At 64.3% G+C, this 12,567-nt stretch carries 15 protein-coding genes; 14 read left to right on the forward strand and 1 reads right to left on the reverse strand.

From position 1 onward, the window contains the following. The first annotated feature begins 105 nt into the window (after window positions 1-105). From arc to lepB, 10 genes are all read left to right on the forward strand, one after another. On the forward strand, window positions 106-1,863 hold the full coding sequence (arc, locus tag EXQ71_04300) for a proteasome ATPase (GenBank protein MSO86727.1): 1,758 nt from the start codon (window positions 106-108) through the stop codon (window positions 1,861-1,863). 52 nt (window positions 1,864-1,915) lie between these two features. Further along, entirely contained in the window at window positions 1,916-3,427 is a 1,512-nt protein-coding gene (locus EXQ71_04305; GenBank protein MSO86728.1) for a proteasome accessory factor PafA2, read from the forward strand. Between the two features lie 15 nt (window positions 3,428-3,442). Continuing rightward, window positions 3,443-3,637, forward strand: coding sequence for a ubiquitin-like protein Pup (locus EXQ71_04310; GenBank protein ID MSO86729.1), 195 nt, complete (start codon window positions 3,443-3,445; stop codon window positions 3,635-3,637). Between the two features lie 73 nt (window positions 3,638-3,710). Next, window positions 3,711-4,493 (forward strand): proteasome subunit beta, encoded by a 783-nt coding sequence (gene prcB, locus EXQ71_04315; GenBank protein MSO86730.1) that lies wholly within the window; start codon window positions 3,711-3,713, stop codon window positions 4,491-4,493. Beyond that, a complete protein-coding gene (gene prcA / locus EXQ71_04320) occupies window positions 4,490-5,191 on the forward strand; it encodes a proteasome subunit alpha (protein MSO86731.1) in 702 nt (233 codons plus the stop codon). Before prcB ends, prcA begins: the two co-directional genes overlap by 4 nt. 4 nt (window positions 5,192-5,195) lie before the next feature. Beyond that, window positions 5,196-6,554, forward strand: a complete 1,359-nt coding sequence (gene pafA / locus EXQ71_04325) for a Pup--protein ligase (GenBank protein MSO86732.1) — start codon at window positions 5,196-5,198, stop codon at window positions 6,552-6,554. A 4-nt stretch (window positions 6,555-6,558) separates the two neighbouring features. Continuing rightward, window positions 6,559-7,557 (forward strand): DUF3866 family protein, encoded by a 999-nt coding sequence (locus EXQ71_04330; GenBank protein MSO86733.1) that lies wholly within the window; start codon window positions 6,559-6,561, stop codon window positions 7,555-7,557. An 18-nt stretch (window positions 7,558-7,575) separates the two neighbouring features. Further along, a complete protein-coding gene (locus tag EXQ71_04335) occupies window positions 7,576-8,496 on the forward strand; it encodes a WYL domain-containing protein (GenBank protein MSO86734.1) in 921 nt (306 codons plus the stop codon). Beyond that, on the forward strand, window positions 8,493-9,443 hold the full coding sequence (locus EXQ71_04340; protein MSO86735.1) for a WYL domain-containing protein: 951 nt from the start codon (window positions 8,493-8,495) through the stop codon (window positions 9,441-9,443). Before EXQ71_04335 ends, EXQ71_04340 begins: the two co-directional genes overlap by 4 nt. An 87-nt stretch (window positions 9,444-9,530) precedes the next feature. Beyond that, window positions 9,531-10,079 carry a signal peptidase I gene (lepB, locus tag EXQ71_04345; GenBank protein MSO86736.1) on the forward strand — a complete coding sequence of 183 codons (549 nt, stop codon included), beginning with the start codon at window positions 9,531-9,533 and terminating at the stop codon, window positions 10,077-10,079. Window positions 10,080-10,083: 4 nt separating this feature from the next. Here the strand turns inward: lepB and EXQ71_04350 are convergent, their stop codons facing one another. Continuing rightward, window positions 10,084-10,800, reverse strand: a complete 717-nt coding sequence (locus EXQ71_04350; protein ID MSO86737.1) for a glycerophosphodiester phosphodiesterase — start codon at window positions 10,798-10,800, stop codon at window positions 10,084-10,086. Window positions 10,801-10,902: 102 nt separating this feature from the next. On the opposite strand from EXQ71_04350, the gene EXQ71_04355 reads away from it, so the two are divergent. Genes EXQ71_04355 through tatC form a run of 4 tightly spaced genes read left to right on the forward strand, consistent with a single transcriptional unit; the run spans window position 10,903 to window position 12,563 of the window. Beyond that, a complete protein-coding gene (locus tag EXQ71_04355) occupies window positions 10,903-11,223 on the forward strand; it encodes a hypothetical protein (protein ID MSO86738.1) in 321 nt (106 codons plus the stop codon). Window positions 11,224-11,228: 5 nt separating this feature from the next. Further along, the gene (locus tag EXQ71_04360; protein ID MSO86739.1) at window positions 11,229-11,432 is read left to right on the forward strand and encodes a hypothetical protein; all 204 of its coding nucleotides are present in this window, start codon (window positions 11,229-11,231) and stop codon (window positions 11,430-11,432) included. 31 nt (window positions 11,433-11,463) lie between these two features. Then, a complete protein-coding gene (tatB, locus tag EXQ71_04365) occupies window positions 11,464-11,799 on the forward strand; it encodes a twin-arginine translocase subunit TatB (GenBank protein ID MSO86740.1) in 336 nt (111 codons plus the stop codon). A gap of 32 nt (window positions 11,800-11,831) precedes the next feature. Next, on the forward strand, window positions 11,832-12,563 hold the full coding sequence (gene tatC / locus EXQ71_04370) for a twin-arginine translocase subunit TatC (protein ID MSO86741.1): 732 nt from the start codon (window positions 11,832-11,834) through the stop codon (window positions 12,561-12,563). Window positions 12,564-12,567 lie beyond the last annotated feature (4 nt).

The following is a 12,567-nucleotide window of genomic DNA, read 5'->3' on the forward strand; positions in this document are numbered from 1 at the left end:
CCGTGAGGCCCACGCCGGGGGCCGGGACCGGCGCCAGGGTGTGCATGGCGGGGCGAAGCGGCCGGTGTAGGTTCGGCCGGGTAGGGATAGTTGGAAGGTGGTCCCGTGGACGAATCCGAACAACTGAGTAGCGGTGAGGCCGAACTGGCCGAACTGACCGAACGTGCTCGAGTCCTCGAGGAAGAGGTGCTGTCCCTGCGGCGGCGTCTGCAAGATGCCCCCAAGCGGGTGCGCACCCTCGAGGAGCGTCTCTTGGAGACGAAGGGGCAACTGGCTCAAGCGGTGTCGCAGAACGAGAAACTCACCTACACGTTGCGCGAAGCGCGCGACCACATCGCCGCGCTACGCGACGAGGTGGACAAACTCACCCAGCCGCCATCGGGCTACGGCACCATCGTGGGCCACAACGAGGACGGAACCGTCGACGTGTTCACGGGGGGTCGCAAGGTACGAGTGGCGATCCATCCGGAGTTGGGCAACGACCCCTTACCGCGTGGCTCGGAGGTGGTGCTCAATGAATCGTTGAACGTGGTCCTAGCGCGCGCCGGCGATATGACCGGTGATGTGGTGGTGTTCAAGGAGCGTCTCGATGAGCGGCGCGCCCTCATCGTGGGTCGTGCCGACGAAGAGCGGGTGGTGGAACTCCTCGACGATCTACGCGACGTCAAACTTCGCAACGGCGACACGGTGCTACTGGACCCGCGCTCGGGTCTTGTGCTGGAGAAGTTGCCGCGCCCGGAGGTGGAGGATCTGGCTCTGGAAGAGGTGCCCGATATCGCCTACGAGGACATCGGAGGTCTCGATCAGCAGATCGAACAAATCGCCGACGCGGTGGAGTTGCCCTTCCTGCATCAGGATTTGTTCGCCGAGCACAAACTCCCCGCCCCCAAGGGGATTCTTCTCTACGGTCCGCCAGGGTGTGGCAAAACCCTCATCGCCAAGGCCGTGGCCAACAGCCTGGCCAAGAAGGTGGCCGCCGCCACTGGCGTGGACACCGCCAAGTCTTACTTTTTCAACATCAAGGGCCCCGAGTTGCTCAATAAGTATGTGGGGGAGACGGAGCGCCAGATTCGTCTGGTATTCCAGCGGGCCCGGGAGAAGTCTGAAGAGGGCTGGCCGGTCATCATTTTCTTCGACGAGATGGATTCCATGTTCCGCACCCGCGGCACCGGGATCAGCTCGGACATGGAAAGCACCATCGTGCCGCAGCTCCTGGTGGAGATCGACGGTGTGGAGACGCTCAAGAACGTGATCATCATCGGCGCCTCCAACCGGGAGGACCTGATTGACCCCGCCATCCTGCGACCTGGTCGCCTCGACGTGAAGATCAAGATCGAACGCCCCACCGAACAGGCCGCCGCTCAGATTTTTGCCCGTTACCTCACCACCGATCTCCCGCTCGACGCGGACACCGTCAGTGGCCTCGGGGGTGGCGATCCGGCCAAGGCGGTGCAGGCCATGATCGAGGCGACCGCGGCGGAGATGTACCGCACCGATGAGGCCAATCAGTTCCTGGAGGTCACCTACCAAAACGGCGACAAGGAGGTGATGTACTTCAAAGACTTCTCCTCGGGGGCCATGATCGAAAACATCGTCCGGCGGGCCAAGAAATTGGCCATCAAGCGGGTGCTGAGTGGTGGCACTCGCGGTATTCGGGTGGAGGATCTCATGGAGTCCATCCATCAGGAGTACAAGGAGCACGAGGATCTCCCCAACACCACCAACCCCGACGACTGGGCCAAAATCTCCGGCAAAAAGGGCGAGCGCATCGTCTACGTGCGCACCATCGTGCAACACACCAGCGACGAGACCCCGAGCGGCGGTCGGTCCATCGAGCGGGTTACCACCGGCCAATATCTCTGATCGGCGGCTCTTTGGCGCCGGGGCCTCGGTAGGGCAGGGCTAGGGTCGAAGCGTGGCGATTCCCAAGGTGCTTGGTGTGGAGACCGAGTACGGGATCATCATGCGGGGGGGCGAGTCGAACCCGATCGCAGCTTCTTCCGTCTTGATCAACGCGTATATCCAGGAACTGGCCCGGTCGGGCACGGCGTCGTCGGCACCGCGCACCGGATGGGACTTCGAAGACGAGCACCCCGGGAACGATGCCCGGGGCTACAGCATCGAGCGGCAGTTTCCACCAGAGGTGGAGACCCACCTCGTGAATGTGGTGCTCACCAACGGTGCTCGCTATTACGTCGACCACGCCCACCCCGAGTTGTCGACCCCCGAATGTGCCGACCCCCGGTCGATCGTGGTGTTCGATCGGGCGGCCGAACGCATCTTGCAGCGGTCGATGCTGGCGGCGGCCGCCTTGCTGCCCGATGGCCAGGACATCGTGGTCTACAAGAACAACTCGGATCGTAAGGGCAACAGTTACGGCACCCATGAGAACTATCTGGTTGACCGGGCGGTGCCCTTCGCCCAGATCGTGGCTCAGGTGATGCCGCACTTCATCACCCGGCAGATCTATACCGGCGCCGGCAAGGTTGGTACCGAGGCCCCGGGTCTCACCAGCGCCGATGTGCCCTACCAGATCACGCAACGGGCCGATTTTTTCGAAGAGGAGGTTGGCCTGGAAACCACCCTCAAGCGGCCGATCGTGAACACCCGCGACGAGCCCCACGCCGATCATCAGAAGTACCGTCGCCTGCATGTGATCGTGGGGGATGCCAACCTCTCGGAGGTGGCGACCTTCCTGAAGGTGGGCACCACCGCCGTGGTGTTGTGCATGATCGAAGACGACTGGCTCTCGCGGGATCTCCTCCCCGCCCGGCCGGTCCAGACCTTGCGTCACGTGTCCTACGACTTGACCCTGCAGCGGCCGTTTGAGCTGGTGGATGGCACCGCGATCACGGCCCTGGAAGCGCAATGGGAGCTGTACCGGCGGGCCCGCCTCTATGCCCAGGAGCGGGGCCTGGCGTGCATCGGGGGCGAGGAGGTGGGCGAGGAGGTGTTGCGACGCTGGGAAGCGGCGCTCACGGGCCTCGAATCAGACCTTTCCTCGCTCGTCACCACGGTAGATTGGGTGGCGAAACAACGAGTTTTGAATGGCTATCGGGAGCGCCATGATCTCTCGTGGGACGACCCCCGCCTCGCCGCCATGGATCTCCAGTACCACGATCTGCGGCCCGAGAAGTCCCTGGCGGCCCGGGTGGGCCTCGAACGAATGGTGAGCGATGCGGAGGTTGAAGCCGCCGTGATACATCCTCCGTTGGACACTCGCGCCTACTTCCGGGGCCGGTGTCTGCAGCGCTGGCCGGAGAGCGTGGTGGCCGCCAACTGGGACTCGCTGGTGTTCGATATCGGCGGGGATCCGCTACGGCGGGTGCCAATGATGGAACCGCTGCGAGGAACTCAGGCTCATGTGGGTAGCCTCATCGATAGTTGCGATAGTGCTGCCGAATTACTCCAGAAACTTGAGCAGTAGGACGAGGAGGTAACCATGGCCGAACGTGAACAGATAAAAAAGCAGGCGCCGACCAAGTCCGACGAGGTCGTGGAGCCAGTCCCGGCCACGTCTGAATCCGGCGAGAAGATCAAGGGGGAGCTCGATGACCTCCTCGACGAGATCGACGAGGTGCTCGAAACCAACGCCGAGGAGTTCGTCAAGTCCTATGTGCAAAAGGGTGGGGAGTGAATCTTCCCGGCCTGATGGGGGGGACGGAAACGTGGCACCGGGTTCAGGTCAGCCTGACTAGCCTTGCGGCCGTATGACGCTGCCGATCTTCTCCGCCTCGGATGATCCCGGGCCCAGTTTTGCCGATCTTCTCCGCCGCGTGCGCGCCACTGACGCCTTGCCCACTGGCGGCCACGACCTCACCATCACTCATGGCACCACGGTGCTTGGGGTGCGATACGCCGACGGCGTAGTGATGGCAGGCGACCGACGCGCCACATCGGGAAACCTCATCTCCCACAAAACGATGGAGAAGGTATTTCCCGCCGACCGCTTTAGTGGGGTGGCCATCGCGGGCGCTGCCGGGCCCGCCATCGAAATGGTGAAGCTGTTTCAACTCCAACTGGAGCACTACGAGAAGGTGGAAGGCAGTGTCCTCAGCCTGGAGGGCAAGGCGAACCAATTGAGCGGAATGGTGAGGAGCAACCTTCCTGCCGCGATGCAGGGCCTAGCGGTCGTCCCGCTGTTCGGAGGCTTCGATCAGCGCAGAGACATCGGCCGTCTGTTCCAGTACGACGTGACCGGCGGCCGCTACGAAGAGACCGACTACGTCTCCTCCGGCTCGGGCAGCCTCCACGCCAGCACCGTGGTCAAACTCGGGTTCCACCCTGATCTGTCGCGCGCCGCGACGATCGATCTAGTGGTCAACGCCTTGTATCGCGCCGCGGAAGAAGATTCGGCCACCGGCGGCCCCGACCTGGTCCGGGGCATCTTTCCGGTTGTGGCCACCATCACTGCCGAGGGGTACCAGCAGGTGGATGACGCCGAATTGCGCAGTTGTGTTGAGGCGATTGTTACGGGAGGTGCGTCGGCATGAGCATGCCCTTCTACGTTGCGCCCGAGCAGGTGATGAAGGATCGGGCCGACTACGCCCGGAAGGGGATCGCCCGGGGCCGCAGCGCCGTAGCGGTGCTCTACCTCGACGGGATTTTGGTGGCGGCGGAAAATGCATCGGCCACGCTCCACAAGGTGAGCGAAATCTACGACCGCATCGCCTTCGTGGGGGTGGGGAAGTACAACGAGTTCGACCAGTTGCGGATAGCCGGCGTCCGTCACGCCGACCTCAAGGGCTTTCAATACAGCCGGGAGGATGTGGACGCCCGGAGCTTGGCGAATGCCTACGCCCAGATGTTGGGGCAGATCTTTACCCACGAGATGAAGCCGATGGAGGTGGAGATCCTGGTGGCTGAGGTGGGTCTCGATCCAGAGGCCGACCAGGTCTTCCACATCCTCTACGACGGCAGCGTGGTGGATGAGGACCGCTATAGCGTGATCGGGGGTGATGCCGAGGCCATCGGCAGCCGCCTCGAAGCGGCCTTCGAGCCGGGGCTTGATCTCGCCGGAGCGCTGCACGCCGCCGTGTCGGCGCTGGCCGGCCCGGATCGCACCCTCACGGCCCCCGAGCTCGAGGTGGCCGTTCTGGCTCGCGGGAACGGTCGTCGGGCCTTTCGTCGCCTCGACGACCGCGACCTCGCTGGGATGCTCACTGCCGGAGGTTCCCCCCGGTTAGGTTGACCGCATGGAGCGGCGGATCTTCGGACTGGAGAACGAATACGGGGTGACCTGCACCTTTCGGGGTCAGCGGCGCTTGAGCCCTGATGAGGTGGCCCGCTACCTGTTCCGTCGAGTGGTGTCCTGGGGCCGCAGCAGCAACGTGTTCCTGGCCAACGGGTCTCGGCTCTATCTCGATGTCGGGTCGCACCCGGAGTACGCCACTGCCGAGTGCGACGCGGTCCTGGACCTGGTGACCCATGACAAAGCGGGGGAGCGGATCCTTGAGCAGTTGCTGGCCTCGGCCGAACAACGCCTCGAGGAGGAGGGAATCCGAGGGGTGATCTACCTCTTCAAGAACAACACCGATTCAGCGGGCAACAGTTACGGCTGCCACGAGAACTACCTCACTTCCCGACGGGATGATTTCGGTCACTACGCCGAGGTGCTCATCCCCTTTTTCGTGTCTCGGCAGATCTACGCCGGGGCGGGGAAGGTGCTGCAGACCGCTCGCGGGGCGATGTACTGCATCTCCCAGCGCGCCGAGCACATCTGGGAGGGGGTGAGTTCGGCCACCACCCGCAGTAGGCCGATCATCAACACTCGGGACGAGCCTCATGCCGACGCCGAGCGGTATCGGCGCCTGCATGTCATCGTGGGCGATTCCAACATGAGCGAGTACGCCACCTTCCTGAAGGTGGGTGCTACCGGGATTCTGCTGCGGATGCTGGAGGATCCCAGCCAGGTACTACGAGACCTCACGCTCGAGAACCCCATCCGGGCCATTCGCGAAATCAGTCACGATCCCGCCTGTCGCCGCAAGGTCCGCCTCGCCAATGGTCGGGAGTTGTCGGCGCTGGACATCCAGAGCGAGTATCTCGCCAAGGCTCTCAAGTATGCCGAGACGAGAGACTTCACGGCGCAAGAGAAACAAGCTCTGCAGATGTGGGAGCACTGCGTGACCACCATCGAGCGCGATCCGATGGACCTCGACCGCGAATGTGACTGGGTGATCAAGCACAAGCTCATCGAGGGCTACCGGGCCAAGCACGACGTAGCCCTTACCGATCCGAAAGTGGCCCTGATCGACCTGCAGTATCACGACATCAGTCGTTCTCGGGGACTCTTCTACAAGATGCAGGATGCGGGCATGGTGGAGCGCACCTGTACTGACGCCGCCATCGACGAAGCAGTGGAGACGCCCCCGCAGACCACGCGGGCTCGACTCCGGGGTGAGTTCATCCGACGCGCCAAGGAGCGCAAGAGGGATTACACGGTTGATTGGGTACACCTGAAGCTCAACGATCAGGCCCAGCGCACCGTCCTGTGCAAAGACCCGTTCCGGTCGCGCGACGAGCGCGTCGAGAAGCTCATCGCGTCGCTCTAGCGCTATGCCCTCCTTCCGTACCGGGGTAGTGACGGGCCTACTGTCGGAACGGGCGGGTCTCCAGCGCGTGGAGACCGACCGCGGGCGGGCCTATGTGCTCACCCAACTCACCGGCTCGGTAGCGGTGGGCGACTCCGTCGTGCTCAACACCACCGCAGTGGACCTTCATCTCGGCACCGGGGGCTGGCACATCGTGCACTGGAATCTGGCCCGCCAGGAATTTCATGAGCCCGGCCCGGGCCACATTATGAAGTTGCGCTACACCAGCCTCCAGGTGGATGCCGGCAGCGCCGAGGAACACCATCCCGACCTCCCCCATGCCCTGGAGGGGATGCCGGTGGTGGTGGGCGGTCTGCACAGTCAGGTCCCGTGCATCGCAGTGGCAATCCGGGCCGCGGTACCCGACGCTCGGATTGCCTATGTGATGACCGACGGCGCCGCGTTGCCGATCGCCCTGTCGGATCTGGTGGCGGCGTTGGCGGGATCGGGGTTGGTGGCGGCGACCATCACGGCCGGACATGCCTTTGGCGGCGACCTGGAAGCGGTATCGGTGCCCTCGGCCCTGGCCCTGGCCCGTCATGTGGTGGGCGCCGATCTGGCCATCGTGGCGATGGGGCCGGGAGTGGTGGGCACCGGCACGACCCTGGGCACATCCTCAGTGGAGGTGGCGGGCATCTTGGATGCGGCCGCCGCCCTGGGTGGGCGCCCCATCGCCGCGCTGCGGATGTCCGATGGCGACGAACGGGAACGCCACCAGCGGGTGAGCCACCACAGCCATACCGCGCTCGATCTCACCCGGTCACCGGTGCTGGTGGCTTCGCCCTTCCCGGGGGCGTTCGCCCATGACCGCCATGATGTGCGGGAGGTTCCCCCCCGAGACATCCCGGCTCTACTCGCCGCCGCCGGCCTGGAGGTGACCACGATGGGGCGTGGTCCGGAGGCGGATCCGCTTTTCTTCGCCGCCGCGGGGGCGGCGGGAACCCTGGCCGCCTCGCTCCTTTGACTGGCTAAGGTCCTGCGGGTGTCGAGCAGGAAGTTGGAACGTCTATTGAACCTGACGGCCCTGCTTCTCGACGCTCGTGTGCCGGTGTCGGCGGAGAAAATCCAGACGGATCTGGATTATCCCGACGATGTGGTGGCCTTCCGGCGGGCGTTTGCGCGCGACAAGGAGGAACTCCGGGAGATGGGGATCCCGTTGCGGCTGGAGCCGGTTCCCGCCAGCTTTCCCGCCGTCGATGGGTACCGGATTCCGCGGGAGGAATACGCCTTGCGGGATCCCGGCCTCACGATCGACGAACTCGCCGCGTTGCACCTCGCCGTATCCGCGGTGCAGGTGGAGGGGCTTTCCGCCATCCCGGGGCTCTTGAAATTGGGGGGGATCGTGGCGGGGGTGGGTTCCGACATCGGGGTACGGGTGGCTCCCTTGCCCGCCGATCCAAATCTGGCCTGCCTGTTCGCAGCGGTGGCCGGTCGTACGCCGGTGAGTATGCGCTACGGCGACCAAGACCGCGTGATCGATCCGTATCGTCTCGAGTTTCTGCGGGGGCGCTGGTATCTCACGGGCTACGACCATCTCCGTGAGGACGTGCGCAATTTCCGATTGAGTCGAATCGAGGGCAGGGTTGTCCCCACCGGTGGGGAGGCTTTTGCGGCGGTGGCGCCGTCCCTGGAGCAGGCGGGGGCGTCGTGGGAGTTAGGGGATGAGGAACCAGTCGTGGCCCGCCTACGCATCGGAGGGCCGCCGGCGCAATGGGCATTGCAACACTTCGGGTCTGATCGCGTCGTAGAGGTGGCCGAGGATGGGTCGGTGGTCATCGACCTTCCGGTCAACCACCGCAGCGCCTTTCGATCCTTTGTCTTGTCGTTCCTCGACCACGCCGAGATTTTGTCGCCGGCGGAGTTGCGCGAAGACCTGATGCGTTGGCTACGGGGCATCACATGAGTGCGCCTGCGAATTCGGGGGCGGCGCAGCGAATGCAGCGGCTACTGGCCATGGTGCCCTGGATCGTGGCCCAGGATGGCCCCCTCACCGCCGAGGTGTGCGCCCGCTTCGATGTCACCCCTGAGCAACTCGCCGCCGATCTTGAGGTGATCTGGTTGGTGGGACTGCCGCCCTACACCCCCGACGCCCTGATCGATGTGGTGCAGGAAGGGGACCGCGTCCATATCCGATTCGCCGACGTATTCGACCAGCCACAACGCCTCACGCCCGAGCAGGCCGTGGCCCTGCTCACCGCTGGCTCCTCGGTGCTGGCCTTGCCCGGCGCCGATCCCGACGGTCCTCTGGGGCGGGGGGTGGGCAAGTTGGCCGCCGTACTCGGGGTGCACGCGGATCAGGTACTGGAGGTGGACCTCGGTGCAGCGGAGGTGGACACGCTTGCCGTACTCCGCCGGGGAGTGAGCGAGCAGCGGCAGTTGCATCTCGACTATTACTCTTTTGCCCGAGACACCCGCACGCAGCGCAACGTGAACCCGTATCTGGTGGAGGCCCAAGACAGCAGCCTCTATTTGCTGGCCTATTGCCACCAGGCCCAGGCCGACCGGCGCTTCCGGGTGGACCGGATCGTGTCGGCCACCCTCCTAGACGACACGTTCGTGACGCCGACGGGGGCGGGGGAGCGCGGATTGTTCGAGCCCGATGCCACCGACCCCCGTGTCACCTTGGACCTGGAGCCCGCGGCGGCGTGGGTGATCGAGACCTACCCGATGGAATCGGTGGAGATGAGACCAGACGGACGCCAGCGGGTGACCTTGGCGGTGAGCGCCGAAGCGTGGCTGGCGCGGCTGTTGCTAGCCCTGGGGCCCCACGCCACGGTAGTGAGCGGCGCTCCCGATCTCGTCGACGCCGGTAGGCGATCCGCCGCCCAGATTCTCGCCCGCTACGCTTGACCCTCCGTGGCTGATACAACCGACCCTCCCCAATCGGATGCTGTGGAATCCGAGGGTTCCGATGCGAGTGGCCGAGGCACGACCCCGCTGCGCTCCAGCGTGGAATGGGTTGCGGTGGTCGTGGGTGCCTTGCTCGTGGCGTTGCTGATCAAGACCTTTCTTTTCCAGGCCTTCTACATTCCGTCCGGGTCGATGGAACCCACCCTCGAAGTGGGCGATCGCTTGGTGGTGAACAAGGTGAGTTATCGCCTGCACGACGTGTCTCGGGGAGACGTGATCGTGTTCGAGATCCCCGATTACGAGGTGGGGGCCGACGGGATCAAGGACCTGATCAAGCGGGTGGTGGGTCTCCCGGGCGACACGATCGAGACGCAGGACGGGGCCGTGTACATCAACGATCGGAAACTCGAGGAGCCCTATCTCCCCGAGGGCACCCTCACCGGAGATCCGGCCCAGGGGAACAATCCCTCGATCCCGCGCCAGGTGGTACCGGAGGGGCATGTCTTCGTGCTCGGCGACAATCGCGACAACTCAGCCGACAGTCGGTACCCGTTCCGGGGGCCGATTCCCCTTGAGGACATCGTGGGTCGAGCCTTCGTATTGGTGTGGCCCCCGTCCTCGGTCGGGGTGCTCTGAGCGGTCAGGCCCCTGAGGCAAGGGCATCGACCATGCGGTCGACGTGATCGGAGTACACCGCATCGATCCCGGTGTCGAGCAGGTTGTCCAGGATTCGCCGGTGTTGGGCATCCCAACCAAAGCACAACACGCCGAAGCGGTGGAACAGTGAGGTGCGTCCCCCCGTCCACTCCGACTGGTGCAGGGCCACGGCGTCGATTCCTCGCTCGGCCATCAGCGCCGCATGGGACTCGGCCCCGTCGGGCATGCGGGAGACAAACGTGGAGTGCACGAGATGTACCTCCGGGCACGCCGGGCGCCATTGGGTGAGTTGGTCCAATTCGGGGTGGCAGATCCACAGCTGCGCCAGAGCCTCCGGTCCGGCTCCCCGGGCCACGGCCAGCACGCGACCAAAGGCGGCGGCGTCCTTGAGATCCAAGGAGATCTCCAGGGTGGTCCCCACCGCGTCGTAGAGGTCGGCCAGGGTGGGCACATGGGCGGGTAATTCGGCCCGGGTGTATTCAGCGATCGGTCGCGAACGGAGACGGCGGCGCACCACCCCGTCGTGATCCAGGACCGCCTCGTCATCCCGGGTAAGCCACACATCGGATTCGAGCCCCGTCGCCCCGAGGCGTACCGCCAGCACGAACGCCTCCAGGGTGTTGTCGGGTGCGTTAGCTCGAGCACCGCGGTGGGCGAAGCCGATGGGAGGACGGCGCAGCGAGGGGAGTCGAGTGGGCATGGGTTCGCATTGTGGCAGACCTACTCAAGCCTTACAGCGCGACGGTCGATACAACCCCAAGCGTAAAAAAGCCAATGGGTCGCTGGAGGAGGAGAGCACAAGATGACAACGGTGATTAAGGCGAGTTGCTGTGACTGCGGGGATGTCGAACTCGGAGTTGACGATCTCAAGGTGCGGGTATGCACCTACGACGATCAGGGCAGTTTCGTGTTCCGTTGCCCGACGTGCCGTATGTCGACGGCCAAGCCCGCGGAGGCCCACGTGATCGAGATGCTGGTGGCCTCCGGGGTCCGTCTGGTGAAATGGCGGCTCCCGGCGGAGATCTTCGAACCCCACCATGGGGCGCCGATTAGCCACGATGATCTGATCGAGTTCCACAAGCTCATCCAAGAGGACGACTGGTACGAGGCTGTTCTAGGCTAGAGGTGATGTCGTTGCTCTGGGCAGTTCCACCGGTGGTCGTGACGCTGGCGGGCATTATGAGCCTCCGGTGGCTGCGGAGCATCGCCGAGGCGTCGAGTGAGCTGCGGGCCGAGTTGGTCCAGCTTTCCGAACTGACCGACGCGCTCGACGAGCTGCGGCGGGCGGGGGGCCAGACACGCGCTTGCCTGGAGGGTCTGCGCCGGGCCTGACCCCGCCGTTGAGGGCCGGTAGAGTGGCCTTGTGTTCAACGTTGGACCTGCCGAATTCCTCGTTATCGGGCTTATCGCCTTGATCGTGCTCGGCCCCCGCCGTCTCCCCCATGCCGCTCGCCAGATCGGCAAGGTGCTGGGGGATCTCCGACGGATGTCCGAAGGCTTCCAAAAAGAGATGAAATCCACCATGGCCGGGGTGGAGGATCTCACCCGCTTCTCGGATCGTCGCACGGTCCTTGGAACCGATGCGGCCCCAGTGGCCAAGCCGGTCGTTTCCGATAGCAGCGCCGAGGCTGCCATCGCGGCGGTGAGCGAGGCCCCCGCGGCCCCGACCGACCCGGTTAATCCTCCCGTCGTCTTGTAGTGAGCGCCGCCGCCCATCCCGAGGACGGGCGCATGTCGCTCATTGACCACCTCACCGAGGTGCGTCAGCGGGTCATCAAGATCGTGCTCGCTGTCGTAGTGGGGATGACGATTTCCTTCATGCTCTACGGGCCGATCTCGAACTTTCTGATTCAGCCTTACGTCGACGCCTGTACCAACTCGGTCTCAGATTGCAAACTCCTGGCGCTTGACCCCCTCGAGGGGTTCGGGGTGCGCATGAAGTTGGCCACCTACGGAGGCATCTTCATCGCCATGCCGGTGATCCTCTGGCAACTGTGGAGATTCATCACCCCGGGTCTCTACTCCCACGAAAAAAAGTACGCCATCCCCTTCATGTCGAGCGCCCTTTTGCTGTTCCTCACCGGCGCCGGGATCGCTTACTACACGTTGCCCCAGGCGCTGACCTTCCTGCAGCAGATCGGGGGGTCCGACATCGTCACGGCGTACTCGCCCGGTAAGTACTACGGCTTGATCAGCTACATGATGTTGGCCTTCGGTATCGGTTTTGAGTTTCCGATTGTGCTCGTGTTTGCCCAGATGCTCGGGATTATCACGCCCGATAATCTGCGTCACGCGCGGCGCTACGCCATCGTGGGGATCTGCGTAACGGTGGCGGTTATCACCCCGTCGGGCGACCCCATCAGCATGTTGGCGCTTTCCATACCGATGGTGCTGTTCTACGAGGTGTCGATCATCCTCGGAAGCATCATCGTGCGACGGACGAACGCGACCGCGGCGGCATGAGGCC

The organism is Acidimicrobiia bacterium (assembly GCA_009694375.1).
Taxonomy (GTDB): Bacteria; Actinomycetota; Acidimicrobiia; order Acidimicrobiales; family VFJN01; genus VFJN01.